23 protein-coding genes, 1 tRNA gene and 1 pseudogene are annotated in these 25,684 nt (G+C 64.3%); 5 read left to right on the forward strand and 20 right to left on the reverse strand.

Going from position 1 to position 25,684, the window contains the following annotated elements:
* Positions 1-30: 30 nt before the first annotated feature.
* Positions 31-1,545, forward strand: coding sequence for an ATP-binding protein (locus tag IVA96_RS30240; RefSeq protein WP_247421019.1), 1,515 nt, complete (start codon positions 31-33; stop codon positions 1,543-1,545).
* A gap of 7 nt (positions 1,546-1,552) precedes the next feature.
* Here IVA96_RS30240 and IVA96_RS30245 read toward each other — a convergent pair whose 3' ends face one another.
* From IVA96_RS30245 to IVA96_RS30285, 9 genes are all read right to left on the reverse strand, one after another.
* Entirely contained in the window at positions 1,553-2,635 is a 1,083-nt protein-coding gene (locus tag IVA96_RS30245; RefSeq protein ID WP_247421021.1) for a HoxN/HupN/NixA family nickel/cobalt transporter, read from the reverse strand.
* A gap of 236 nt (positions 2,636-2,871) precedes the next feature.
* Entirely contained in the window at positions 2,872-3,612 is a 741-nt protein-coding gene (locus IVA96_RS30250) for an ABC transporter ATP-binding protein (RefSeq protein WP_247421022.1), read from the reverse strand.
* A complete protein-coding gene (locus IVA96_RS30255) occupies positions 3,609-4,457 on the reverse strand; it encodes an ABC transporter ATP-binding protein (protein WP_247421024.1) in 849 nt (282 codons plus the stop codon). The genes IVA96_RS30250 and IVA96_RS30255 overlap by 4 nt, the downstream gene beginning before the upstream one ends.
* Positions 4,457-6,280: an ABC transporter permease gene (locus tag IVA96_RS30260; RefSeq protein WP_247421026.1), complete on the reverse strand. Its 1,824-nt coding sequence runs from the start codon at positions 6,278-6,280 to the stop codon at positions 4,457-4,459. The genes IVA96_RS30255 and IVA96_RS30260 overlap by 1 nt, the downstream gene beginning before the upstream one ends.
* Before the next feature lie 54 nt (positions 6,281-6,334).
* Positions 6,335-7,492, reverse strand: coding sequence for an ABC transporter substrate-binding protein (locus IVA96_RS30265; protein WP_247421028.1), 1,158 nt, complete (start codon positions 7,490-7,492; stop codon positions 6,335-6,337).
* Positions 7,493-7,553: 61 nt separating this feature from the next.
* Positions 7,554-8,138, reverse strand: coding sequence for an alkylhydroperoxidase domain protein (locus tag IVA96_RS30270; protein WP_247421030.1), 585 nt, complete (start codon positions 8,136-8,138; stop codon positions 7,554-7,556).
* Between the two features lie 11 nt (positions 8,139-8,149).
* Positions 8,150-8,767, reverse strand: coding sequence for a CMD domain protein (locus IVA96_RS30275; protein WP_247421103.1), 618 nt, complete (start codon positions 8,765-8,767; stop codon positions 8,150-8,152).
* 37 nt (positions 8,768-8,804) lie between these two features.
* A complete protein-coding gene (locus IVA96_RS30280) occupies positions 8,805-9,839 on the reverse strand; it encodes a putative FMN-dependent luciferase-like monooxygenase (RefSeq protein WP_247421032.1) in 1,035 nt (344 codons plus the stop codon).
* Positions 9,840-9,967: 128 nt separating this feature from the next.
* Positions 9,968-10,762 (reverse strand): MetQ/NlpA family ABC transporter substrate-binding protein, encoded by a 795-nt coding sequence (locus IVA96_RS30285; protein ID WP_247421104.1) that lies wholly within the window; start codon positions 10,760-10,762, stop codon positions 9,968-9,970.
* Between the two features lie 235 nt (positions 10,763-10,997).
* Between IVA96_RS30285 and IVA96_RS30290 the strand changes: the two genes are divergently transcribed.
* Both IVA96_RS30290 and IVA96_RS30295 read left to right on the forward strand, forming a co-directional pair.
* Entirely contained in the window at positions 10,998-11,513 is a 516-nt protein-coding gene (locus IVA96_RS30290; protein ID WP_247421036.1) for a ferritin-like domain-containing protein, read from the forward strand.
* Between the two features lie 153 nt (positions 11,514-11,666).
* Positions 11,667-13,454: a peptide ABC transporter substrate-binding protein gene (locus IVA96_RS30295; RefSeq protein WP_247421039.1), complete on the forward strand. Its 1,788-nt coding sequence runs from the start codon at positions 11,667-11,669 to the stop codon at positions 13,452-13,454.
* Positions 13,455-13,690: 236 nt separating this feature from the next.
* Here IVA96_RS30295 and IVA96_RS30300 read toward each other — a convergent pair whose 3' ends face one another.
* The 11 genes and pseudogenes from IVA96_RS30300 to mnmA form a co-directional block, all read right to left on the reverse strand.
* Complete coding sequence (locus IVA96_RS30300) at positions 13,691-14,548, reverse strand: SDR family oxidoreductase (protein ID WP_247278598.1); 858 nt, start codon at positions 14,546-14,548, stop codon at positions 13,691-13,693.
* Between the two features lie 646 nt (positions 14,549-15,194).
* A complete protein-coding gene (locus IVA96_RS35930; protein ID WP_247278283.1) occupies positions 15,195-15,482 on the reverse strand; it encodes a DUF2934 domain-containing protein in 288 nt (95 codons plus the stop codon).
* A gap of 312 nt (positions 15,483-15,794) precedes the next feature.
* The gene (locus tag IVA96_RS30310; protein WP_247278282.1) at positions 15,795-15,956 is read right to left on the reverse strand and encodes a DUF2934 domain-containing protein; all 162 of its coding nucleotides are present in this window, start codon (positions 15,954-15,956) and stop codon (positions 15,795-15,797) included.
* 113 nt (positions 15,957-16,069) lie between these two features.
* Entirely contained in the window at positions 16,070-16,405 is a 336-nt protein-coding gene (locus IVA96_RS30315) for a hypothetical protein (protein ID WP_247421043.1), read from the reverse strand.
* A 96-nt stretch (positions 16,406-16,501) separates the two neighbouring features.
* Positions 16,502-16,714, reverse strand: a pseudogene (locus IVA96_RS30320) (porin); the annotation flags it as partial.
* Positions 16,715-16,911: 197 nt separating this feature from the next.
* On the reverse strand, positions 16,912-17,259 hold the full coding sequence (locus IVA96_RS30325) for a MarR family transcriptional regulator (protein WP_247421046.1): 348 nt from the start codon (positions 17,257-17,259) through the stop codon (positions 16,912-16,914).
* Positions 17,260-17,490: 231 nt separating this feature from the next.
* A complete protein-coding gene (locus IVA96_RS30330) occupies positions 17,491-19,029 on the reverse strand; it encodes a porin (RefSeq protein WP_247421049.1) in 1,539 nt (512 codons plus the stop codon).
* 945 nt (positions 19,030-19,974) lie between these two features.
* Positions 19,975-20,051: transfer RNA gene (locus IVA96_RS30335), tRNA-Met, on the reverse strand.
* Between the two features lie 253 nt (positions 20,052-20,304).
* The gene (locus IVA96_RS30340) at positions 20,305-20,661 is read right to left on the reverse strand and encodes a hypothetical protein (RefSeq protein ID WP_247280363.1); all 357 of its coding nucleotides are present in this window, start codon (positions 20,659-20,661) and stop codon (positions 20,305-20,307) included.
* Positions 20,662-20,707: 46 nt separating this feature from the next.
* Entirely contained in the window at positions 20,708-21,346 is a 639-nt protein-coding gene (locus tag IVA96_RS30345) for a class I SAM-dependent methyltransferase (RefSeq protein WP_247306944.1), read from the reverse strand.
* 263 nt (positions 21,347-21,609) lie between these two features.
* A complete protein-coding gene (gene mnmA / locus IVA96_RS30350; RefSeq protein WP_247421052.1) occupies positions 21,610-22,791 on the reverse strand; it encodes a tRNA 2-thiouridine(34) synthase MnmA in 1,182 nt (393 codons plus the stop codon).
* Positions 22,792-23,138: 347 nt separating this feature from the next.
* Between mnmA and IVA96_RS30355 the strand changes: the two genes are divergently transcribed.
* A complete protein-coding gene (locus IVA96_RS30355; RefSeq protein ID WP_247421055.1) occupies positions 23,139-24,776 on the forward strand; it encodes a flagellar hook-length control protein FliK in 1,638 nt (545 codons plus the stop codon).
* A 12-nt stretch (positions 24,777-24,788) separates the two neighbouring features.
* Positions 24,789-25,496 (forward strand): flagellar hook capping FlgD N-terminal domain-containing protein, encoded by a 708-nt coding sequence (locus IVA96_RS30360; protein WP_247280367.1) that lies wholly within the window; start codon positions 24,789-24,791, stop codon positions 25,494-25,496.
* The last annotated feature ends 188 nt before the right edge of the window (positions 25,497-25,684 follow it).

The following is a 25,684-nucleotide window of genomic DNA, read 5'->3' on the forward strand; positions in this document are numbered from 1 at the left end:
TCCGCGAATGACGGGACTTGAGTCGGGGACATGACGGTTGCGATCGAGATGGGGCAGACCACGGCAGGCGCCGCGGCGGCCATGGACCTCGAGGAGCTGCTGGCGACCCGCCTCCTGGTGCAAGGCAATTCGGGCTCCGGCAAATCACATCTGTTGCGGCGGCTCTTGGAACAGAGCGCGCCCTGGGTGCAGCAGGCCATTATCGATCCCGAGGGCGACTTCGTCACGCTGGCCGGCCGCTTCGGCCATCTGGTGATCGAGGCCGAAGATCACACCGAGCGTGGCCTTCAGGTCGCCGGCGAGCGCGCGCGGTTGCATCGTGTCTCCACCGTGCTCAATCTCGAGGGGCTCGATGCCGAGAACCAGATGCGGCGCGCCGCGGCGTTCCTCGGCGGGCTGTTCGACGTCAATCGTGACCATTGGTACCCGATGCTGGTGGTTGTCGACGAGGCACAGCTGTTTGCGCCGGCGGTTGCGGGCGAGGTCTCGGACGAAGCGCGCAAACTGTCGCTCGGCGCGATGACCAATCTGATGTGCCGCGGCCGCAAGCGCGGGCTCGCCGGCATCATCGCGACCCAGCGGCTGGCGAAGCTTGCCAAGAACGTCGCGGCGGAAGCCTCCAACTTCCTGATGGGCCGGACCTTCCTCGACATCGACATGGCGCGCGCCGCCGACCTGCTCGGCATGGAGCGGCGGCAGGCCGAAGCTTTTCGCGATCTCGAGCGTGGCCAGTTCATGGCGCTGGGACCTGCGCTATCGCGCCGTCCCCTGCGTTTGAACATCGGCCCGACCGCTACCTGTCCGCGCAATTCCACGCCGCGGCTGATGCCGCTGCCGGAAGCGATGCTGGAAGACGCGCGCGCCGTGATCCTGGCCGCGCCGCCGCCCGACGCCAGCCGGCCGCAGCGCCGGCCGGCGCCGGATCTGCTCGAGCAGCTCCGCGCCGCGAAAGCGGCAGCTACGCCGGAATCGCGTGCGGAACCGATCGCGCTGCCGGTCAGCGCTGAAGAGCTCGCTGAACGGCGCGAGCGCGTGGATCGTACCCTTCGTGCCGTGCTCGCCGGGCCCGATGCCGGCTTCCGCGCCATCGGCGTGCTCTATCAGGAATTCGTGGTCCGCTGCCGCATCGAGGGGCTCGGCGCGGCGGTGCCTGACCTCAACGAATTCCGCCGCATGCTGACGCACGCGCGCGCCGGGCTCGGCACCGATTTGGCTGAGGACGACGCCTGGCAGGACGTGTCGCTGCGCGCCTCGATCCTGCCCGACGACATGCAGGGCGTGTTCATGATGATCGCGAGGGCGGCGAAGGAAGGCTGGCCGTGTCCCGGCGATGCCGCGATCGCGCGCGCCTATGGCTCGCATTCACTGCGCCGCGCGCAGCGCCTGCTCAGCTATATGGAGGAACAAGGCCTGATCGTCTGCCAGCTCGACGGCGCCGGACGCCGGATCGTGACGCTGGTGGAGCTCGCCTGGGCGACGGCGCCGGGCAATCCCAACGGCGATGATTTGCCGGCGGCGCCGGCGCAAACCGCGGCCGCGCTCTAAGCCCGGATTAGCGTCTCATCACCGACGCTGCCTCGGCCGCATCGAAGCCGCGCGCCGCATTGCGCCCGTCCTCCGCGAACATGCGGCGATAGAGCAAAGCGGAGACGAGCCAGGCGACCGCGAACAGCGCGATCACGACGAAGCCGACATTCGCCAGCGACTCGTTGAGACCATCGACCACCGCCCACACGCGGCCGGACAAGCCGAGACGATCGCTGATCAGGCCAAGCGCTTCGATGCCGCCGATCAACAGTGCGATCGCGACCGAAGCCCCCGTGATCGTGAGATTGTACCAGAGCTTGCGCAAGGGATCGACGAAGGCCCAGCGATAGGCACTCACCATCAGCGTGGAGTCGGCAGTGTCGACCAACGCCATGCCGGCGGCGAACAGCGCCGGGAAGACCAGGACATCGGCGAGCGAGGTACCACGCGCGGCTTCGCTGGCGGAAATGCTGAGCAGGCCGATCTCGGTCGCGGTATCGAAGCCGAGGCCGAACAGAAAGCCGAGCGGATACATGTGCCAGGGTTTCGTCACCAGGCGGAACATCGGGCCAAGCAGCCGCGCCAGGATGCCGCGATTGGCGAGCAGCGCATCGAGGCCCGCGGCGTCGTGAACGCCCCGTTCGCGCGCCAGGCGAAACGTCCGCCACAAGCCTGCGAAGATCGCGAGATTGATGGCCGCGATCACGAGCAGGAACAGCGCCGAGATCGACGTGCCGATCAGGCCGCCGATTTCCTTGAGCAGGCTGTCACCGCCAAGGCTCACCACGCCGAGCGCGAGCAGCATGGTCGCGACCACCACGACTGTGGAATGGCCCACCGCGAAATAGAGGCCGACGCTACGCGGCGCGCCGCCCGCCTGCATCAGCTTGCGCACGACGTTATCAATGGCGGCGATGTGGTCGGCATCGACGGCGTGGCGGAGCCCGAAGACCCAGGCCAGCAGCGCGGTCGCCATCACCGTCGGCCGGTCGCCGAACAGCGCGAAGGCCCAGGTCCACGCGGCGATGTTGGCGGCGATGAGCCCGCCGAACAGCAGCGCAGCTCCGGGCTCGACCGCCCGCAAAGACCATTTCGTCACGACAACCATTCCGTCCGTTGCACGCCCCGTCGCGCCACCGGTATGATCTTTTCACAAGATGATCACACTGACCAGTGCAATCCCCGAGGGGCGACACGGTTCTGCAGCAGTGCTTGCAGCCATCCTTCGAGACGCCCGCTCGCGCGGCCCTCAGGATGAGGTCCTTGTTTTGCGACCAAGCCCTGGGTCCTCATGGTGAGGAGCCCGCCATAGCGGCCGTCTCGAACCATGAGATCGGGCTCGCTCTACGCCGCCTCGGAACCGCCTAGATAGGCGTCGCGGATGCGAGGATCGTCTTTCAGTGTCCGCGCCGGGCCGGAGAGCACGATCTTGCCGGTCTGGAGCACGTAGGCTTCATGTGCGATCTCGAGCGCAAGGCTGGCATTCTGTTCGACCATGAACACTGAGACGCCGTCCTGGTTGATGGTACGGATCAGCTCAAGCACGCGATCGACATAGAGCGGCGACAGACCCATGGTCGGCTCGTCCATCACGATCATGCGGGGACGGCTCATCAGCGCCCGCGCCATCGCCACCATCTGCTGCTCGCCGCCGGAGAGCGAGCCGGCGCGCTGCGACAGCCGCTGGCCGAGCTTCGGGAACAGCGTGAGCATCCTGTCGAGATCCTGGGCCACGACATCGCGGTCGTTGCGCACGAAGGCGCCCATCAGGATGTTCTCGCGCACGCTCATGTCCGCGAACAGCCGCCGCGCCTCCGGCACCGAGGCGATGCCGCGACGGACGATCTGCGGCGTGGTCAGCCCGATGAGCGAGGCACCGTCGAACGTCACATCACCGGAGCGCGGCTTCACCAAGCCCAGAATGATCTTCATTGTCGTGGACTTGCCGCTGGCATTGCCGCCGAGCAGGCAGACGATGTGACCGCGCGGGACCGATATCGAGAGGTCGAAATGCACCTGCGCCTGGCCGTAGAAGGTGTTGACATCGGACAATGCCAGCAACGGCTCCATCGAAGAGTTCGTCATGCCGCGCTCTCCTGCTCCGCCTTTCCGGAGAGACCATGGCCGAGATAGGCCTCGATCACCTTGGGATCGCTCCGCACCTGTTCGCCCGGACCTTCCGCGATCTTCTTGCCCTCGTCCATGACAATGACGCGGTCCGACAGGCGCATCACCATTTCCAGCTTGTGCTCGATCAGGAGGATGGTCAGCCCCTCCGCCTTGAGCTCGGCGACGAGGGCCTGCATCTCCGCAGTTTCAGTTGGGTTCATGCCGGCGGTCGGCTCGTCCAGCAGCAGCAGCCGCGGCTTCAGCGCCAGCGCACGCGCGATCTCGATGCGGCGGCGGTTGGCGTAAGAGAGGCTATAGGCCCGCTGTTCGATCCGCGGCAGCAGCCGTTCGCCGAAGCGGGCGAGAATGGTCTTCACCTCTTCGCGCAGCCGCTCCTCCTCCGCTTTGACGCTGGAGGGCCGCAGCAGCGCAAGGCCCAGCTCCAGCAGCGGGCCGATCACCGGCACGGCCGGCTTCACCGCACGCAGCCGCGTATGCGCGCCGATCAGGACGTTGTCCATCACGCTGAGATTGCCGAAGACGCGACCGAGCTGGAACGTGCGCGCGATGCCGTGGCCTGCGAGCCGCTCCGGCGACAGGCCGGTGATGTCCTGCCCTGCGAAGCTGACAGTACCGGCGTCGGGCCGATCGAGACCGGTCACGAGATTGAACAGCGTCGTCTTGCCGGCGCCGTTCGGGCCGATGATGCTGATCAGCTCGCCTCTGGCGAGATCGAGATCGATGGCATCGACTGCTGTGAGACCTCCGAAGCGACGGGTCAGCCCGCGCAGGGACAACATGGGCAGGTGCTGCTCCGCCATCAGATCGTCCCCAGCAGCCCCTGCGGCCTGAACCGCACGAGCAGCAGCAGCACGATGCCGTAGATCAGGATTCGATACTCCGCCGCGATCCGGAAGACCTCGGGCAGCCCAACCAGCGCCACCGATCCGAGAATTGCGCCGACGACATTGCCGAGGCCGCCGAGGATCACGACGGTCAGCGCCAGAATGGATTGCTGCGTGTTGAAGGTCTCGTGGTTGATGTAGGAATAGAGATGCGCGGCGATGCCGCCGCTGACACCGGCAGCGAAGCCGCCAAAGATGAAGGCGAGCGATTTGTAGCGGTTGAGGCTGAGGCCATAGGCGCGCGCGGCGATGTCGTCGTCGCGGATGGCACGAAAACTGCGGCCGAGATGCGAGGTCAGCAGACGCCCCTGCAGCAGCGCCAGAACGACCATCACCGCAAGGCTGAACCAATAGACCGACGATGGGCTGATCAGGTCGTAGCCGAACAGCGATAGCGGCGGAATGCCGGAGATGCCGATCGGGCCGCGCGTGACGCTCTCCCAGTTCAGGATCACCAGCGACACGATCTCGCCGATGGCGAGCGTTGCGATCGACACGTAGTGCCCGCGCAGGCGGAACGACGGCGAGATCAGGAGCGTACCGAGCGCAGCGCTCATCAGGCCACCACCGATGATGGCGAGGCCGACCGGCACAGAGAAGGTCAGCGACAGCAGCGCGGCGGTGTAGGCGCCGATCGCCAGCAGCGCGGCATGGCCGAGCGAGACCTGACCCACCGTCCCCGCAACCAGCGTCAGGCTGAGCGCGAGCATGCCGAGCAGCCAGGCATTGATCAGCGTCTGGAGCACGTAGAACGACACCGGCAACAGCGGCAGGATCGCGAACCCACCGACTGCAACCACCAAGGCCCAGCGCGGAATGCGCACAGGACGGCTCGGCGCGATGAAGGTGCCGGTGAGCGGCTCCGGCGGGGCCTGCCGCGCACTGGCGAACAGCCCGTTCGGCCGCAGCACGAGCACGACGACCAACAACAGGAACGCGAACAGATTGCGATAGCTGGTACCGAACACGGCGACGCCGTAGCTCTCGACCAATCCCAGCAGCAGGCTACCGACCACCGCGCCTGGCACGTTGCCGGCGCCGCCGACGACTTCCGCGACCACGCCCTTGAGCGTGGCCTGAAGGCTCATCGCGGTATCGATCTGATTGTAGTACATGCCGACCAGCATGCCGGAGACCCCGCCGAGCGCCGCTGCAATGCCGAATACGGCCTGATTGACGCGGTTGACGTCGACGCCCATCTGCATGGCGGCGTCACGGTCCTGCGCGGTAGCGCGCACCGCCCAGCCGAGCTTGGTGTAGCGCAGGAAGACGAACAGCAGCAGCGCGCTGGTGACGCCGACGCCGGCGATGAGTAGATCCAGCGGCCCGATCGTGCCGTTGCCGACCTGGAAGCGGACGTCCGGCAGCTGGCTCGGGAGCGCGCGCGGGTTGGGCGAGAAGGTCAGCATCACCAGCTGGTCGAGCACGAAGCTGATGCCGATCGTCGCCAACAGCGGCGCGATACGTACCGAGTTCTGCAGCGGACGGAGGCCGAACCGCTCGATGATCAACCCGACGATCGCGGCCGCGACCGCGACCACGATGATGGTGAGCGGCAGCGGAGTATGCAGCTGCACCACCGCGACCCAGCCGATATAGGCGCCGACGAGATAGATCGAGCCTTGCGCAAAGTTGATCAGCCGGCTGACGCCGAAGATCAGCGCGAGCCCGACCGCAACGAGGGCGTAGACATTGCCGACGATCAGACCATTGATCGTGTAGTCGAGCCAGGAAGCCACGCAGCATTTCCAATCAGAGGAAGGGGACCGGAGCGATCGCTCCGGCCATCATTATCAGGTTGGCTTGCCGTCCCAGAGTGCGAACTTGCCGTTGCGCACGACCAGCTCGGCATTCATGGCGCCCTTGACGCGGCGGCTCTCGACGTCGAACGTCGCCGAGCCGAAAATGACGCTGGAGACGTCTCTCACCTTGGCGAAAGCGTCGCGGATGGCGCGGCGATCGGTGCCGCCGATCCTGAGGACGGCAGCGGCCATGTTCATCGCGTCATAGGAATAGGCGTTGAAGGCGTCGGGCTCCTGCCCGTTGTACTTGGCCTTGAAGCCCGCGATGAATTTCTTCACCTCGGGCCGCGGGTCTTCCGGGAAATAGCGCGTGCCGAGATGGACGTCCTCGACCGCCTCGCCGCCGAGCTCCAGGAATTTCGGCGAGTAGACCGAGCTCGCCGCGCAGATGGTCTGCTTCAGGCCGACCTGGCGCGCCTGGCGCGCGATCAGCGCGCCGTCGGAATAATAGGAGATCAGGATCAGCCCGTCGGGATTGGCGTCGCGCACGCGCACCAGGGTGGAGCGAAAATCACGCTCCTCCGCGATATAGCCTTCGGTGACCGCGATTTCGGCGCCGTATTCCTTGGCCGCCTTGACGAAATGATCGCGGCTGGTGCGGCCCCAATCGGTGTTGAGGTGCAGCACCGCCAGCTTCTTCAAGCCGAGCCGCTTCACGGCATAGGATGCCAGCAGCGGCTGCTCGTCGGCCTGGCTTACGGACGTGCTCCACATGAAGTCACCGCCCTTGGTGAAATCGGGATGCGAGTTGGTGAAGCCGAACTGCACCAGGCCGCCGCGCTGATAGATCGGCGAGGCCGCCATCGAGGCCGGGCTCGAGAAATCGCCGAGCTCCATGACGATGCGGGGATCGGAGACGAACTTCTGCGCGATCGCCACCGACTGGCGCGGATCGCTCTGGCTGTCCTCGAACTGGTAGGCGAGCTTACGGCCGTTGATGCCGCCGGCGGCGTGGATCTCGTCGAGCGCGAGATCAAAGCCCTGCTTCCACTGCGCGCCGTATTGGGCGTTAGGCCCAGTCAGGGGACCGCTGACGCCGAGCAGGATCGGCTCGGACGACTGGGCGAATGCGCTGCGCGAGATGGCGGCTCCCGCCATCATGACGGCAAGCGAGCCCTTGACCAGGGACCTACGATCGATGTTGCTCATGCACGGCTCCATCCATTCAGGTGTTACGAACAAGCGGCAATTTATGTGCCAGTGACCCTGCTTATTTAGTGGGCTCGCCGAGCGACAGCATCAGCCGGTTCGCCCAGTTGAAGAACGACGCGCCGTTGATGACATCGACGATCTCGGCATCGTCGAGACCGGCGCGGCGCAGCTCCTCAACGTTGTCGGGGCCGAACGCGATCGGCGTTGCGCTCAGCGCCACCGACGCCTTGACCACGGCATTCCAGCGCTCGCCGAGGTCGGCCTTAACCCCTTCCTCAAGCAGGCGCTGCACGTCGTCGCGGCGCTTGGAATAGGTGCTGGCAAACCGCGCATGCACGGATGCGCAATAGATGCAACCATTGTAGCGCGACGTCGCAGCCGCCGCGAGCTCGCGCTCGGCGCGCGGCAGGCCGTCGGCGACGTTGTAGAAAATGTCCTTGTCGGTCTTGGTGCGGGCTTCGAGCACCTCAGGGTCGCGCACCAGCAGGCGAAAATATTCCGACTTGGCGCGGGCGCGATCGACGAGGCCAGCGAAATGCCGCTCGGTCAGCTCGCCCTCGGGCAGCGGATCGATCCACGACACCCAGCCGAGCTCGTCCTGGGTGAAGACGACGGGCGGATTGACAGTGTTTGCAGCGCTCATGTGCAGTCTCCTTACGCTCCGGCCGCGGTAGGCCCGAGCGAAGCGCCGAGCACGCGCAGGCCGGTGACGACGCGCACCTGGAACGACAGGAACGCAACAAGCTGAGAGAAGGTGACGATGCCGGTGTTCGACCAGCCGGCGACGAGCAGCGCCTTCATGTCGGCCGAGGCGGCATCGCGCGGACGGAACACCAACAGATGCGCATGCTCGAGCGCCGCAACGAGCCGGGCGCCAAGGACGGGCTTGCCCTCGGCGCTCACGCGGTAGATCAACCCGGCCGTGTTCTCGACTGACAATGGTCCGGCTGGATACGCCCCATACGGGCCTGAGGTCTTGCCGCGTTCGATCTCGGCCTTGATCGCGTCGAGCAAAGGCGCGCCTTCCGCATTCGCCGCAAGCTTCTCGCGATAGAACGCTGCGACGGGAGACTCGTCATGAAGTCCGGTCACGAAGGCCGCGACCGCGGCACGCTCGGCAAGCGAGAACTCGCTCGCATCGATCGGCTCGAACAGCGCGAGATAGCTCTTCTGCGCGTTCTCGCGGGCCTGAAGGCGGCGTGCGCGGATGGCATCCAGAGCTGATTCCGGTTCGATGCCGGCGAGCGTGTCGATGATATCTTGCGTTCCCATCATTCAAACCTTGCGACGTGATTTCCGTTGATTCCAATCAGCCCGCCATGGCCACAGCGGGCGCCGCCCGGGTCCAGCCCAGTGCCGGCGCGACCTTTTCCGCGACCAGCTCGATCGAGCGCAGGATATAGGGATGCGGCGCATCGACCGAATGCGCCTGGAACACCAGATCGGTCACTCGTTCCAGCGTGGCATCGCTGCGCAGCGAGGCGATGACGTCGTCGGCTGCGCCGACATGAGTGTCGAACGCGGTGATCATCTCCTCCAGAGTTTCGCCGGGCCTGGCGTGGCCGCCCTTGAGAAATTGCGGCAGCGCGCGCCGCAGCCCGATATCGGCAAGGCGCATCGCCTCAGCCCGGTCGTCGGCGACGAAGACGCTGCGCGAGGCCATGATGCGCGGCTCGCATCCTGGCGGCAGCGCTTCGAGATAGGCATCAATGATCGGATTCTGGATCTCGGCCAGCGTGGCCTTCGGCGCCTCCTTGGTCCGCGGCTGGGTGCGCGACAGCAATAGGCCATCGCCCGCCCTGCCTGCCCGGGCGCCGCCCGCGGCCGAGAATGTGGCCTGCCAGATGCGCTTGTCCAATTCCGGCCGTTGCGGATAGAGCGTGTCCCCGCCATCAAGAGGATTGCCGACCAACGCCGCGCGGACGACCTCCAGATTGCGGGCAAAGATCTCGTTGCGCTGCGCACTGTCGAGACCGAAGGCCGCGAAGGCCGACGGGTTGCCGCCGGTGCCGACGCCGAGCTCGAAACGGCCATTGCAGAGGAGATCGAGCACCGCGGCATCCTCCGCCACCCGCACCGCATTCTCCAGCGGCAATGTCACGATGCCGGTGCCGAGACGGATGCGCGAGGTCTGCGCGGCGACGTAGCCGAGGAAGGCGAAGGGCGACGGCAGGCCGCCTTCGCGCTCGTGAAAATGATGCTGGGCAATCCAGGCGGAATCGAGCCCCGCCTTTTCCGCGCGCACGATCTGCTCGGCCGCGTAGCGATATCGCTCGGCCGGCGGAGCCTCATCGAGCAGCCGCGTGAAAAATCCCAGTCGTTTCGGGTTTGCAAAGCGTTTCATACGACCCCTGTCGGGCGAGGATGGCCACGAGCCGATGATGTCGGTTGCCGCAGCTCCAGACAAGCGGGCATTGCGCAGGGCTGCCCGCCGGGATCACCGCTGCGTGGGATTATTGCTGAGCAGGTTGCCTACCAACTCGGCAGCACCGCGCCCTTGAACTTGGTCAGGACGAACTCCTTGACCTCCGGCGTGTGGTAGCTGTCGACGAGGGTCTTGACCCAAGGCTTGGCCTTGTCCGCGCTGCGGACGGCGATCAGGTTGACATAGGGCCCCTTCGGGTCCTCGCGCAGGATCGGATCCTTGACGGGATCGAGGCCCGCCTGAGTTGCATAATTGGTGTTGATCGCGGCAGCGTCGACGTCGTCGAGTGCGCGCGGCGCCTGCGCTGCATCGACCTCGATGAATTTCAGCTTCTTGGGATTGTCGGTGATATCGAGCACGGTCGGCTTGAAGCCGGTGCCCTCTTTCAGCTTGATGACGCCCTTGTCGCGCAGCAGCAGCAGCACGCGACCACCATTGGTTGGATCGTTCGGAATCGAGATCTTGCCGCCGTCGGGAATATCGGAGAAGGCCTTGTGCTTCTTCGAGTACACGCCGATCGGGAAGTTCACGGTGAGCGCGACGGCCTCGATCTTGTAGCCGCGGTCGGCCTTCTGGTTGTCGAGGTAAGGCTGGTTCTGGAATGAATTGGCCTGGATCTCGCCGGCATCGAGCGCCGCGTTCGGCACGACATAGTCGGAGAACTCGATCAATTGGATGTCGAGGCCCTGCTTGGCGGCGATCGGCTTTACCGCTTCCAAGATCTGCGCGTGCGGTCCCGGCGTCACGCCGATCTTGATGGTCTCGGCGGCAGCCGCCGCCGACCAGGCGGCGAGCACGGTCGAGAGAATCAGGGGCAGGCGAAACGACATCTTGGTCTCCATGGTCTTGCGGCAACGATTGGAACCGTATTCGCTTCTCCGCCGCGCGAAATCAATGAAATTGAAATCCTTTTTGGCCGGCTGATGCGGAGAAGGTTTCTCCTTTCGATCCGATGTGGGGAACGAATGCGCCCGCGCTCTTTCGCCGCTCATCCCGACTCTCGTCTTGGTGAGCCAGGCGGGAACAGCCGGCCCGCTGCGGCGTTCCCCTGCCATCATTGTTAAAGAGGAGTCTTTTATGGGTTTCTTCACCAAGGACATCAAATCGATGGAGGACCTGCTGATCCATGGTCTCCAGGATATCTATTATGCCGAGCAGCAGATCCTGAAATCGCTGCCGACGATGATCGAGAAGGCCACCAACAGGGACCTCGTCGCCGGCCTGAAGGCCCATCTGGAAGAGACGCGCAAGCAGGTCGAGCGGCTCGACAAGGTCTTCGCGAAGCTCGGCAAGGAGCCGAGCGGAACCCACTGCCCGGGGATCGACGGTCTCATCAAGGAGGCCGACGAGACCGCCGGGGAGATCGAGGACAAGGCCGTGCTGGACGCCGCCATCGTCGCGAACGCGCAAGCTGTCGAGCACTACGAGATGTGCCGCTACGGCACGCTGATCGCATGGGCCGAAGAGCTCGGCCACGACGAGATCGTGCGCTTCCTCACCACCAATCTGAACGAGGAAAAGGCCGCGAACACCAAGCTCAACACGGTGGCGCTGCGCAAGGGCGTCAATGCCAAGGCCTCCAACGCCGCTTGACGACGCGTTGGCGGCTCCGCCTCGGAGCCGCCAAGGTCGCGTTGCTCGGACCAAACCACTGCGACATCTTCGACTCCCGCACGCTCACCTCCTGAGCTAGACTGCGTCACTTCTGGTGACGACTTTTTTCTTGGGACGAGTGGGGAGCATCCGATGAACGAGAATGAAATCCGCAATCTGATCGCGGAGGTGAAGCAAGGCACGCTGTCGCGACGCTCGTTCATCCAAAGGGTAGCCGCGATCGGAATCACAGCGCCGATCGCGAGCCAAATCCTGGTCTGGCACGATGTGGCGATGGCGGATGCCACGCTGCCGTACAAGCCAACGAAGGCGGGCGGCGGCGGCCCGCTCAAGCTCCTGCTCTGGCAGGCTCCCACTTTGCTCAATCCGCATTTCGCGAGCGGCACCAAGGACCAGATCGCCTCACGCGTCTTCTTTGAGCCGCTCGCCGGCTGGGACAAGGACGGCAATCTCATCCCCTGCCTTGCCGCCGAGGTTCCGACCAAGGCGAACGGCGGCCTCGCGGCGGATGGCATGAGCGTGATTTGGAAGCTCAAGCAGGGCGTCCAATGGCATGACGGCAAGCCCTTCACCGCCGACGACGTCGTCTTCACCTGGCAGTACGCCGCGGATCTCGCAACCGCCGCCTACACCACGGGCTCCTACAAGGACATCAAGGTCGAGAAGATCGACGACCATGCGGTCAAGGTGACCTTCAAGGCGCCGACGCCGTTCTGGGCCGACCCGTTCGTCGGCTCGGTCGGTCAGATCCTGCCAAAGCATCACTTCGGCGACTATGCCGGCGCCAAGTCGCGCGAAGCGCCCGGCAATCTGAAGCCGGTCGGCACCGGCCCCTACAAATTCGTGGAGTTCAAGCCGGGCGACATGATCCGCGCCGAACGCAATCCCGACTATCACGTCAAGAACCAGCCGCATTTCGACACGCTCGAGGTCAAGGGCGGCGGCGACGCGGTGTCCGCGGCACGCGCGGTGCTGCAGACCGGCGAATACGACTATGCCTGGAACATGCAGGTGGAGGAGGAGGTGCTCAAGCGCATGGAGGCGAGCGGCAAAGGCAAGGTCGACGTCACCGTGTCGGGCAATGTCGAGTTCATCATCCTCAACACGACCGACCCGTGGACCGAGGTCGACGGCGAGCGCTCCAGCGTCAAGACCAAGCACCCGACGCTGTCCGATCCGGCCGTGCGCCGCGCGATCAACTTGCTGATTGACCGCGAGTCGATCCAGAAATTCATCTACGGCCGCGGCGGCATCGCGACCGCGAGCTTCGTCAACCAGCCTCCGCAGTTCAAGTCCAGCAAGCTCAAATACGAGTTCGATGTCGACAAGGCGAACAAGATCTTGGACGAGGCCGGCTGGAAGAAGGGCGCGGACGGCATCCGCGAGAAGGACGGCAAGAAGCTCAAATACGTCTTCCAGACCTCGACCAACGCTCCGCGCCAGAAGACCCAGGCCATCATCAAGCAGGCCTGCCAGAAGGCCGGCATCGAGATCGAGCTCAAATCGGTCACCGCATCGGTGTTCTTTTCCTCCGACGTCGGCAACCCCGACACCTACTCGAAATTCTATGCCGATATGGAGATGTACAACACGACGCAGCCGCAGCCCGATCCGGAGCGGTTCTTGAACCAGTGCGTCTCCTGGGAGATCGCCAGCAAGGACAACAAATGGCTCGGCCGCAACAACTCGCGCTACTCCGATCCCGAGGCCGACAAGGCTTATAAGGCCGCGCAGAACGAGCTCGATCCGGTCAAGCGCGCCGCACTGCTGATCAAGGTCGACGAGATCTTCTGTGAAGCCAACGTGTTCCTGCCGCTGCTCTCGCGCAACATCGTCAACGCCGGCGTCAACAACCTCATGGTCGACATCTCGGGGTGGGACACCATAACGTGGAATCTGGGGGCGTGGTATCGCAGCTAACGGGAGCGCGGGTGAGCGCGAAAACAACATCGTCGCCGCTCACTCGCGTGTCCCGGACAAGCTGCAACGCTTTGAGCGTTGTAGCGCAGAGCTGGGACCTAGAAGGCGGACAATACGATGCGGCAAGATGGGCCCCGGCTCTGCAGCGCATCGCTGAAATGGGGCTGCGTCCGGGGCACGAGAGGAGAGCAGCCATGCGCTCTCAACCTCGTCATTGCAATCATTGACGTCGCCGGTCAGATAAACGGCTTGCCGCCCGTGACGGCCAGGGTCGCCCCTGATGTGTAGCTCGAGAGCGGATCGGCGAGCATGACGTAGGCGGTGGCGAGCTCGGCCGGCTGGCCGGCGCGCTGCATCGGAACCTGCTTGCCGAAGTTCTTGACCCTATCCTCCGGCATCGTCGAGGGAATGAGCGGCGTCCAGATCGGACCCGGGGCGACGGCGTTGACCCGAATGCCCTTCTCCGCCAGCATCTGGGCAAGTCCGCCGGTGAAATTCTGGATGGCTCCCTTGGTGGTGGCATAGGCGAGCAGGCTGGGGTTCGGCATGTCGGAGTTCACCGAGGCCGTGTTCACGATCGCGGCGCCCGGGCGCATATGCGGGACAGCGGCCTTGGTCAGATAGAACATCGCGTGGATGTTGGTCTCGAAGGTCCGCTGCCATTCCTCGTCGCTGATGTCGGCGATGTCCTTGAACGTGGCCTGATGAGCGGCATTGTTGACGAGGATGTCCAGGCCGCCGAGTTCCTCGACGGTCCGCCGAACGATCGTGCGACAATGCTCGGGATTGCGGATGTCACCAGGGATCAGAACGGCTTTGCGTCCCTCCCGCTCCACCAGCGCCTTGACCTCGGCGGCATCCTCGTCCTCATTCAGATAGGAGATGACGATGTCGGCGCCTTCCCTCGCATAGGCGATCGCGACCGCGCGGCCGATGCCGCTGTCACCCCCGGTGATGATCGCCTTCTTTCCAGCCAGGCGCCCGGCGCCCCTGTAACTCTCCTCGCCGTGATCCGGCCTGGGATTCATCGCTCGGGTCGAACCGGGCATGGGTTGCTGCTGCGCAGGAAAAGGCGGCTTTGGATAATCGGTCATGCGACGGCTCCGGAAGTTTGCTCCGCTAACGGAGAGCGGTGGGAAGCGTTCCTCGCCGCTCGGGGATCTCGTCTCCCGGTTCGCCGACACGTTTTTGCCGATCTCGCGGCCCCTTTCAGGCCGAGCTTTTGCTTCGTCGCTCCACGCTCTCAAAGCCAAGAGGGCCCAAGGCGGGGCGACACATACGCCGATCCCGAATTTCGATAAAGCGAAGTATCTATGTAGGAAGGGGTTCGACGGGTGGGCGGGTGTTTTGCCCGACGGCAGAGAAGCAGCCCCCCAGCAATTCGGCTTCACGATCATCGTTGCCGCCTTGCATTGGATACGAGCCGTGATGGATTTTGTAAGGGCTCCACCCCATCCGACCCGCCCCGAGCTCTCGCGCATCTTCGCGAAGCCCGACATCGTCCTTCCACTGTGTGCTTCAAGTCACAGCAGAATCACCCGCGTTCGCCTACAAAAACCAAGCATGGCCGCAAACAAGGTAACGGCGGTACGCACGAGCTGGGAGGCGATCAACAGCTACGGACTTCTGAAGCCGCCAGGGTGAAGAACCCGGCGGCTTTTTTCTATCGCAAGGAGACGAGCGGCCGGAGCCAAGCGCCTTGCTGGCAATATCGGCATCCAGCGCCAGCGGCGATCGTCGCTATGACGGTCCCGAGCCCTTCCTCTGTTCGCGTTCTTCTTCGATCTGCCGCTCCGCTTCGAGCCAGAAGTCCAGTTCGCGGTTGGCCGGACGGCCGGCCTGCTCCCAGAGCTCGTAGGCGCGTGCCCGCACCTTGCCGCGCCGCATCATGCGCAGGAGCTTTTGCGTCAGCTCGTCGGCAAAGCTCCGGAATCGCCCGACAGTGGTTTCGTCTTTGGCAAGCGCCGCGGCTCGCGTTGCGAGCTCAATCTGGTGCTCTATCTTTTGCTGCTCGTCCACGGTGGCCACCACGCCCTGCGAACCGGTCTGCGGCGCAGCCCGTGCTGCTCAGAGCCTCAATTCATTTTTGAGAGCTCCGTTCCGCGCAGCTCAGACGCAGCTAGGACCAGCACTTCGAGCTGAGGAGACTGTCGCTGTTTTAGTGCCACGTCGTGTCCGCTTCCACGATCACCACTCTTATTTCGGGATCTTCGGCCGTGTTGCACGTGCACGGCATCCCCTCACCGCACCGGCAGCCGCCCAGCTTGTCACTCCAGGCCCGGAGCGGATGGTTTGAGCAGACCCATCCCAGACCGAAGCAGAATGGGCATTTCTTGCGGGTCACAGCGTATCCGGCGTCCGCGTGGTGTTCGACTTGTCCTCGTTGCGCAGCTCCTGCTCGGCCGCGTGCCAAAACTCGTCCTCACGGCCTTCGGGCTTGCCAGCTTGCTCCCACAGTCGGTGCGCGCGCTCTCTGATCTCCTGCTCGGTCGGCTCAGGCATGGGATCTCCTGCTGTGAAGCACGGCCCCATCCTTGGGGGGTATGGGGGCTTGGAGGCGGGGCCGTGCAGACCAGCAATCGGCGGCGACGCTGGTCCGCGGATTCAAGCCGCGATCATGCGCAAGAGTTCCTTTCCTCGCGCGAGCTTCGCTGCGCGATGCGGCCGCTGCCGGAGATCGATGCGCTTTGAAGGTCATTGGTCGCGGCAGCGGGATCCGCCGCCCCATTCCAAAACCGGAAAATCAGCAGTAATTCGAGAAACTTGCCTGAATTGCGATCAGCATTACGCGGGGGCGACCCAAATTCGAGTGCATCTTTGGGGAAGATGCCCAAAGCCTTGGCTGCGACGCATGCGAGGACAAGGACATCATTGCTCCCCTGAACCTTCCGAAGTTTGCGCGTTGTTGCATCAGCCGGCTCAATGTCGGGCGTCCCGAGGCCAGCAAACACCCACGGCGTCTGATTGCAGGCAGGCTCCGCGGCAAGCAAACCAAAAAAACCCGGCGGTTTCCCGCCGGGGCTCTCTGTCAGGTCGTTAGACCGAACTTACCAGTTGCGCTGAGCGCGGAGCAGCAGGGTCAGCGAGTCCTGATCCTTCAGCTCGTACACAGCGGCCGGCTTCGCGATTGCACCAGCGCCCCCGTAAGCGAACGTACCCGCCATCTTCTGGTCCAAGTGGGTCCAGTTGAAGTCAGCCGAGAACGTCAGGTTCTTGACCGGGGTCCAGCGGGTGATCAAGCCGACCTGGCCGATGGCGAAGTGTCGATATCGTTCCGAGCGGTCCGCAGAGCGCGCTCGGCCCGCGAGCCGTACTGCCCCCGCGGTAGGCATCGTAGGCGCGCCCGGTCCTCTGCTCTTCTAGTCTAGGTGGTTGCCCACATAGATGGTCCGCCTTCCAGAATATAGAAGCCAAATGGAAAGATAACCATGTGCCCTTCCCTCGTTCGGAGCGGTCCCTACTCTTCAAGCTGCAGCCTCAACCGGCAGCGCAAAATGCAGTTGTCGAGGTCCTTGAGTAATTCGATGGTTCGCAACGTGCCGATCTCACCGAACGCTTGTTTGATGGAGGCGTCAAATGCGTTCCTCGTCTCCTTCAGGTCATCGAGCTGTTTCCGGGCCTTGGGCGTAAGTGAGAGATAGACCATCCGCTTGTCGGTGCGGGAGCTTCGCTTCTGTAGCAATCCTCGCGCGACCAAGGTTTTCGATTGGGCAGTGACAAACGTACCTTCGACGGCAAGCAACTCCGCCACCGTTTTGACGGACATCCCCGGTTTCTTGTCCACGTCGGAGATGATGACGAGCATGTTTAATTGCGGGACGCTCAGTTGGAGCTTGCCAGCCCACGTGGCCTGAATGTCACCAAGTGAAGCGCTGATAGACCTCACCAATCTGCTTATCTGTTCGGAAGCAGCGGGTCTTGGTGCCTCGCTCGTCAGTCCACGCGCCATCGGCCTCTTTGCAATGTCCCTATCAACGAAAGAACCCTCGGCAGTTTCCCGCCGAGGGCCTTTGGAGGTCAGGTCGTCAGACCGAACTTACCAGTTGCGCTGAGCGCGGAGGAGCAGCGTGAAGCTGTCCTGATCCTTCAGCTCGTAGAACGCCGCCGGCTTAGCGACGGTAGCAGCCGGTGTAACACCGACCACGCCAGCATACTTCTGATCCAGACGCGTCCAGTTGAAGTCGGCCGAGAACGTCAGGTTCTTCACCGGGGTCCAGCGAGTGATCACACCCACCTGGCCGATGTTGAAGTCAGGGTTACACGAGGTAACGCCTGGCACGGCCAAAGCGCCAGCGAAGCCGCCACCACCGCAAAGGAAGTCCTTGGCAAGCGATCCGAACGATGCATGCGCATAGGCACCATAGATAGCGGTGTTCCAGTACGGGTCCCAGTTATGGGTGTACGCACCACGGAAACCCCAGGTCTTCACAGATTCCTGATTGGAACCAGGGACGAACACCGTGTCAGGCGCATTGGCAAAGCCGATGCTCTGGTACGCAACGCCCGAACCACCGAACATCGAGTACGAGCTGCCCGCCAGGTTTTGGAAGTTGTAGCGGGTTGCTCCGTCGGTGTAGACGCCCTGAATGTTGATCACGTCACCCGCACCAGTCGGGATGTTCTTGATCGACAGAGCGAGCTGAACCGCCCAACCCCATTTGTCGTCGGGGTGGCCGGTGGTCTCGGTCGCGCCGTAGTAGGCAACGTGGTTGTCATGTGCAGCCACCGATGCCTGGAAGAGACCCCAAGCCTGGTCGACGCGCACCATAGCGACGAGGTTCGGCGAACGCGAACCGCCGATGGCGTTTGAACCGTAGGAGCCACCAACGATGCCGGCCGCAGTCGCACCCGCCAGGTTCAGATTGCCGGCCTGGTAGTAGGCCGTCGCATCTTCAGCCGAGAACGATGCCGTCACGCCCTGACCGAAGTCAGCGGTGTAGGTGAACTGGTTGACACCAGTAACCGTGCCGCTGCCGCCGACGAGGCTGTCGATGTTGTTACCCGGGTAGTTGGTCCAGGGCGCGTCGAACTGCGACACGGCCTTACCCATGGTGAAGCCGGCGAACTGGATGAAGGCGTAGTACACGCCGAGCGAACCGCCCGAGGTGCCGCCATCGGTCGGGTTGATCGTCGTCGTACCCGCGGTGGTGGCGGTGTAGCCCGTCACGCCCGTAGCGGAACCGGTACCGACATAACCGCCCGTGGTCCAAGAGAAGACGCCATCGAAGAACGTGCGGACCACGCCGTACTCGGTCGCGGTGCGCGTGTCGATGTTGAGGTCTTCACGAGCACGCATCGTGTAGTAGTTGCTCAGGCGATTGTGCGCACCACCGGGAGCGCCATTGGCAATGCCGTAGACGCTGTTGGTTCCCAGCGCGACTTCAGCGCGCAGGTAACCACCCAGCTTGATGCAGGTGTCAGTGCCCGGGATGTAGTAGAATCCGGCACCGTACAGGGAGCAGATCTTCACGTATTCGACCGCTTTGGCCTTCACGGGGAGATCGGCTGCCTGTGCTCCGCCAACGGCGATCAGACCCGCCGCTGAACCGAGCAAAAGGCTCTTAACCAACTTCATGTTAAACCTCCAAGTTTGCTCTATAGGGAAGGTTCCGGATCCGCTGGGTGACGACACCCTAAGGTTGGTTCCCTTGTCCCTTAACTCCCCGCTTAGTCGCTTCGCGCCTTCGGACACACCCGCTGAACGCGAGGGACTTAAGCGAACCACCTAAAACGGGACGACCTCGGGATGCCCCCCTCCGTCGCGGGTTGGATAAGAGCCTAAGAGGCTTGATCAATCAACGGAAGACGTCACCGTTTTGCCCTCAAGTGGAGCGTTTTCGCGCCGATGTTGCACAAATATCACGCGGCCGTGAGGCGATGGTATCTAAGCAACTTATTGACTTTGATTGTAAATTCCGACTTTGGCTGAGCACGTTTGCGCGGCAGCTCCAAGGGGCTGTTGTGACGCCACAATGGGTCGATTGAGGCGGTGCGTCGGCATCTGTGCACAGGCCCTCGCTTCAAACGACGTGGGTATTACGGAGATTCTCGTTCGTTGTTCATGCATTGCGCCGCCCCGATTCTCGTTTGAGCAGGGCGTCCGCGGCGCCCCCTTTGGACGGAACCGCTGCGTCCCTCAGCTCGGTCGCACGATGAAGGCGCCGAGCGGATCGAGATGCGGCTCGCTCACTTGCCTCAAGGCAGGTCGAAGAGGGGCTACGCCGATGTTTCGGCACAGTTTGCGCCAGGATGCGCTGGCGACACCGGTGATATTGCTTAGATCGCTGAATCGCCACGCACCGTCTGCCAACACCAAAGGATCAGCAAGCTCCGACGATCCCGATTTGCCAGATGTAGTGCCTCGCAGCGACAAACCGGGCGTGTGCGACCCGGATCTGAGCGCTAGTTTTGCGCTAGCTTGACATTGATGAGCGACCGTTCCGGATGTATCAATGAGACATCCCTCGCGTCGAAATATCGATCGACCAAGTCTTGGGAAATCAAATGTGTACGCTGGATCTGGTAGCGGGGGAGGGACTCGAACCCCCGACCCCAGGATTATGATTCCCGTGCTCTAACCAGCTGAGCTACCCCGCCACAGGGATCGCGGCGGCGCATAAGGCCGATCTCGCGAACGCGCGGCATATAAGGAAGGGGGCGGCGGGAAGTCAATCCGCGTTTGCTAAAAGCTTCGGTGCGCCAAGGCGCTTGAGGTGGAAAAGCGGTCGATTTCGCCGCCGGAATTGTCCGGCTTAACGCACCAGACCCGCGGAAGTCCCCTCAACCGGAATCCCGCGCTTTCTGCGCGGATTCGAGCCTCTCCCCGCAGGCGGAGAGGCGAAGAATCGGCCTATTTCGGCCTCACGTTCGGGTCGCCGCCAGGGCTGCCGGGGGGTGGGATCACCGGGGTGTTGCCGCCGGTGTCGGGCGCTGGGGCATGCATCTCGGGGTCGATGCCAGAGGGCGGACAGAGCACGCCCTCGGATTTGGCCAGCTTGTCGCCAAGCGGTTCCCGGGACTGGCCCGTGGTCGTGCCATCAGCCGGACGGTTCGGGCGGTCCTGCGGTGTACAATTGGCCGCATGTTGCGGGGATGGCGGCGCGGTCTGTTGTGGCGGCGTCGCCGGGGCGGGCGGGGCCTGCGCGATCGCGCTGCCAGAGGCGGCGATCAGGAGGCCCGCTAGGATGATGTTTGATGTCGTGCGCATGGGAAGGAAACGCGCGCCTCGCGCGCCCCGTTCCCTGCCCGCACGATCACGATTTGCGGTAGCGGATCAGCGAAAAATGTCCCATCGGCGGCATGGGGCGGCGCTCGGCAAGCGTGACGCCGCCGTGCCTTGCGGCCCAGTTGACGAGGCGGGCCCACGGGAATTCCGGGCGCCAGCCGAGGCGGCGGGCGACGGGTGCGAAGGCGAGCTCGAACAGCTTTCGCGGGCCGCTCTCGGCGCCGATGTGGTTGACGAGGATCAGTTCGCCCCCGGGCTTCAAGACACGCACGAATTCGTCGAGCGTGCCTTCGGGATCGGGCACGGCGGTGATGACATATTGCGCAACCACCGCGTCGAAGAAATTTTCGGGGAAGGCGAGATTCTTCGCGTCCATCACCGAGAGCACTTCGACATTGGAGAGCCTGAGCGCACGCACGCGCGCCTGCGCCTTGCGCAGCATCGGCTCGGAGATGTCGACGCCGCAGATTTTCGTGGTGCGCGCATAATCCGAGAGCGACAGGCCGGTGCCAACGCCGACGTCGAGGATGCGGCCGCCGATGCGGTCGGCCTCCGCGATAGTCGACTGCCGTCCGGCGTCGAACACCTTGCCGAACACGAGATCATAGACCGGCGCCCAGCGGCCATAGGCCTTCTCGACCCCGGCCCGCGAGATGTCTGCTGCCATGCCCCCTGCCCCGGATACTTAAAGCGAAAAGAGTCTTGGTTGAATTGGTGAAGGCCGCGGGCTCAGTCCACCTCTCCCATAAGGAGAGATCGAATCGCATCGAAAGATGCGATCCGGGTGAGGGGTTGCGGTCTTAATCACAGCCGCCGCCCCTCACCCGGATTGCCCTGGACCATGCTTGGGATCGCCAGCAGCAATCCGACCTTTCCCCTCCGGGGAGAGGTGAACCCAGACCGACCGGTTGTGCTTGATATCGTCATCCGTCAGCCGCGGACCGCCTCAGCAAGCGGCCTTGCCGTGCTGCTCGCAAGCTTCGCCGCGGCGCTCTGAATAAAACCGCCGCCGAGCACGCGCGCCTGTCCGCCAGGTGCGTCGTAGAACACGCAGGCCTGGCCCGGTGAGACGCCCTCCTCGCCGGCGACGAGCTCGACCTCGTAATGGCCATTGCCGCCGCGCAGCCACGCCGGCTGGGGGCTCCGGGTCGAGCGCACGCGCACGAACATTTCGAGGCCGCCGCCGATGGCGCCGTCGATGTCGCCATCGCCGATCCAGTTAACGTCGCGCAGCACGATGCGGTGCATCTTCAGGGCATCGCGCGGACCGACCACGACGCGGCGGTTTGCGGCATCAAGGCGCACTACGAACAGCGGCGCGGTCGCCGCGATGCCAAGGCCGCGGCGCTGGCCGACGGTGAAATTGGCGATGCCGTTGTGCTGGCCGAGCACGCGCCCGTCGAGATCGACGATGTCGCCGGGGTCCATCGCGTTCGGCCGCAGCCGGGTGATGATGTCGGTGTAGCGCCCGGTCGGCACGAAGCAGATGTCCTGGCTGTCGTGCTTGTCGGCGACCGCGAGCCCAAACCGGCGCGCGAGCTCACGCGTCTGCGGCTTGGTCATGTCGCCGAGCGGAAAGCGCAGGAAGCCGAGCTGCTCGCGCGTGGTCGCGAACAGGAAATAGCTCTGGTCGCGGTCGCTGTCGGCTGCGCAGACCAGCGCGCGCGAGCCGTCATTGAGGCGCCGCGAGGCGACGTAATGGCCGGTGGCGAGCGCGGTGGCGCCCAGTTCGCGCGCGGTCTTCAGGAGATCGCGGAACTTGACCGAGCGGTTGCACTCGATGCACGGCACCGGCGTCTCGCCGAGCGCGTAAGAGTCGGCAAAGTTGTCGATGACGGATTCGCGAAAACGGTCCTCGTAGTCGAGCACGTAATGGGGAATGCCGAGCTTGGCTGCGACGTCGCGGGCGTCGTGGATGTCTTGGCCGGCGCAGCAGGCGCCCTTGCGATGGGTCGCGGCACCATGATCGTAGAGCTGGAGCGTGATGCCGACCACGTCGTAGCCCTCAGCCTTGAGCAGCGCAGCCGTCGTCGAGGAATCGACGCCGCCCGACATGGCAACGACGACCCTGGTATCCTCAGGAAGGCCTTCGAGATCCAGACTGTTGAGCATCGGCCTTAGGTTCTGACGGCAGCGCGCGGCGCATCCGCGATTTCTTGCTTCTCGCGGGACATCGGCGATCCCCGGGAACTTCAGTTCCCGAAAGGCACGAAGGGCCCCCGGTCGAAAGCGGCTGAGAGTGACCTCTTTAATATAGGCGGCATTCCGGTGAAGCAATCACGCGGGCACCCAGCTGAGGGCAATTCTTGCCGGGGAGGCAGAAATGACGGGGTCGCGGCAGGCGATCGGCGGCCGCACCGAGACATCAAAGCATTGATTTTATTGCCGAAACACCCAGGAAGGGACCCTGGCCCGCTCCTTGCTACCCTCATGCCATAGAAGTTTCCAAGGGGTCGCCTGTGGTTGGTCGGACATCAGATGTCGTGGCAAGCGTGCAAGTCCAAAGCGCGCAGCAGAAGCCTGCCCGGTCGCAAGCCGCGAAAGACACGTCCGCGGCCGATTCCTTCGGCTCGCTGGTCGACAGCAACACCCAGGCAATCAGCAACGATACAGGCTCGCAGGCGCAGGACACTGTGCCGCGCCGGAGCGACTCTGCTTCGTCGCGCTCCTTGGACAGAAATGCGCGCGACACCTCGTCCGCGGACGAGCCCTCACAGAGCAGGGCGAGTGATGGTGCCGACGCGTCGGCGCCCGCCAAGACCGATGACGAGAACGACAAGACGAGCGACACGATGGCCGATCCGGCCAAGGACGCCGGCAAGACCAAGGACAAGGCGGAGGCCTCCGACGCCAAATCGGCGGACAAGTCCGACGAGACCAAGGGGGACAAGACCGACGGCACCGACACTCTTACCGCCGCCGTCGATGCGACTACCGCCGCGACGACCGATGCGAGCCAGATCGCCGTGCCCGATCCGAACGCGATCGTCGCTGCCGCCCCGGTCGTGCCAGTCGATCCGAACGCGGCTGCGAACCAGGCCACCAACTCGGCCTCGCCCCTGACCATCGCCGCCGCCGGGCTCGCCGCCAGCGCCTCCACCGCAGCACAGATCCAGGGCGCCAAGACCGACAGTGCCACCGCGGGCGACAAGAGCGCCAAGACCGCGAGCGCCAAGGTCGATGCGGACACCACGACCACGCTCGGCGAGACCGCGACCAGCACGAGCGAAGCCACCGCGACCGATGCGAAAGCCAATGGCGGCCTGATCGCCGTGGACCAGGGCACGCCGAAGACCTCGTTCAAGGCCGCGGCCACGGCGCAGGCCCAGACCGACATCTCCGATATCGGCCAAGGCACCGGTAAGGCGAACGCCGCCACGCCGCCAGCAGCGGGCGCAGCGGCCCTCGACGCCGCCGTGCATCCGCAGGCGGCCAGGGCGCAGGCAGATGACGGAACGGCTGACGCCAAGGCAGCCGGCACCGAGCGCACCGCTGATGCGGCATCCGGCGCGTCCGCCACGCACGCTCAGGTTGGGCCGCAGGCGACTGTCGCCCCGACGGATACCAGCGCACAAGCCACCTCCGCCGTACAGGCGCCGCTGACCAATACCACCTCGGCTGCGACCGCATCGACCGCGACGCTCACTGCGACCGCGGCAAGCCACACGGCGGTGCCGATCAGCGGCGTCCCGATCGAGATCGCGGCCGCGATACGCGCCGGCAAGTCGCGGTTCGACATCAGCCTCGATCCGATCGATCTCGGCAGGATCGACGTCCGCATCAATGTCGACCGCAACGGCCAGGTCACCTCGCATCTCACCGTGGAGAAGCCGGAGACCCTGCAAATGCTGCGTCAGGACGCGCCGCAACTGCAGCGCGCGCTCGACGATGCCGGCTTCAAGACCGGCAGCAACGGGTTGTCCTTCAGCCTGCGCGACCAGAATTCATCCAACCAGAACTCCGGCCAGGACAACGACAATGGCGGCAATGCCCGCCGGCTGATCATCAGTGAGGACGAAACCGTTGCAGCCGTGCCCGTCGGGCGCAGCTACGGCCGCATGCTCGGATCGAGCAGCGGCGTCGACATCAGAGTGTAAGGAGTATTCGACATGGCCACCACGAATGCCGCCACCGCCCCTTCCGTCGTCTCCGGGACGACCGACATCCCGAAATCCTCGTCAAGCTCGAGCCTGGGCTCGTCCACCGGCGCGACGCTCGCCGGCAATTTCCAGACGTTCCTGACACTGCTGACGACGCAGCTGCAGAACCAGAACCCGCTCGATCCGCTCGACACCAACCAGTTCACCCAGCAGCTGGTGCAGTTCGCCGGCGTCGAGCAGCAGCTCAAGACCAACGATTCGCTGGCCCAGCTCGTCACGCTCCAGCAGACCACGCAGGCAACCCAGGCGCTGGGCTTCGTCGGCAAGACCGCCCTGGTCGACGGCTCGACCGCGACCATGAAGAACTCGTCGGCGACCTGGCATCTCAACGTGCCCTCCGATTCGACCGTCGACATCACCGTCGCAAATGCCAGCGGTCAGACCGTGTTCACCGGCAAATATACCGCCGCCGCCGGCACCGATATCCCCTTCACCTGGAACGGCATGGGCAATGACGGCACGCAATGGCCCGACGGCAAGTACACGATCTCGGCCACGGGCAAGGATGTAGCGAACAACACGGTCGGCATCGCCGCGCAGGTGCAGGGCACGGTGTCGTCGGTCGACCTGACCCAGTCGCCGCCGCTGCTCACCATCGACGGCGCCAGCTACACCCTGAGCCAGGTCAAGAGCATCATCGCCACCGCCAGTAATTAAGAGAGGTGCCGCTACACACCCCGGGTCGTTCTGGCGAAGCCAGGACCTTACCGCGTGATCCATCGATGAGGCCCTCGTAGCAGCACCGCAAAAGACTTTTCTCACCAGGAGTCCTCGCCAAGCCGCTGGGGTCGCGGCCTTCGCCGGGACGACAATTCGGGGCCTCCCAACCCCGCGCTCAGGCCTCG

The organism is Bradyrhizobium sp. 159, assembly GCF_023073795.1.
Classification (GTDB): Bacteria; Pseudomonadota; Alphaproteobacteria; order Rhizobiales; family Xanthobacteraceae; genus Bradyrhizobium.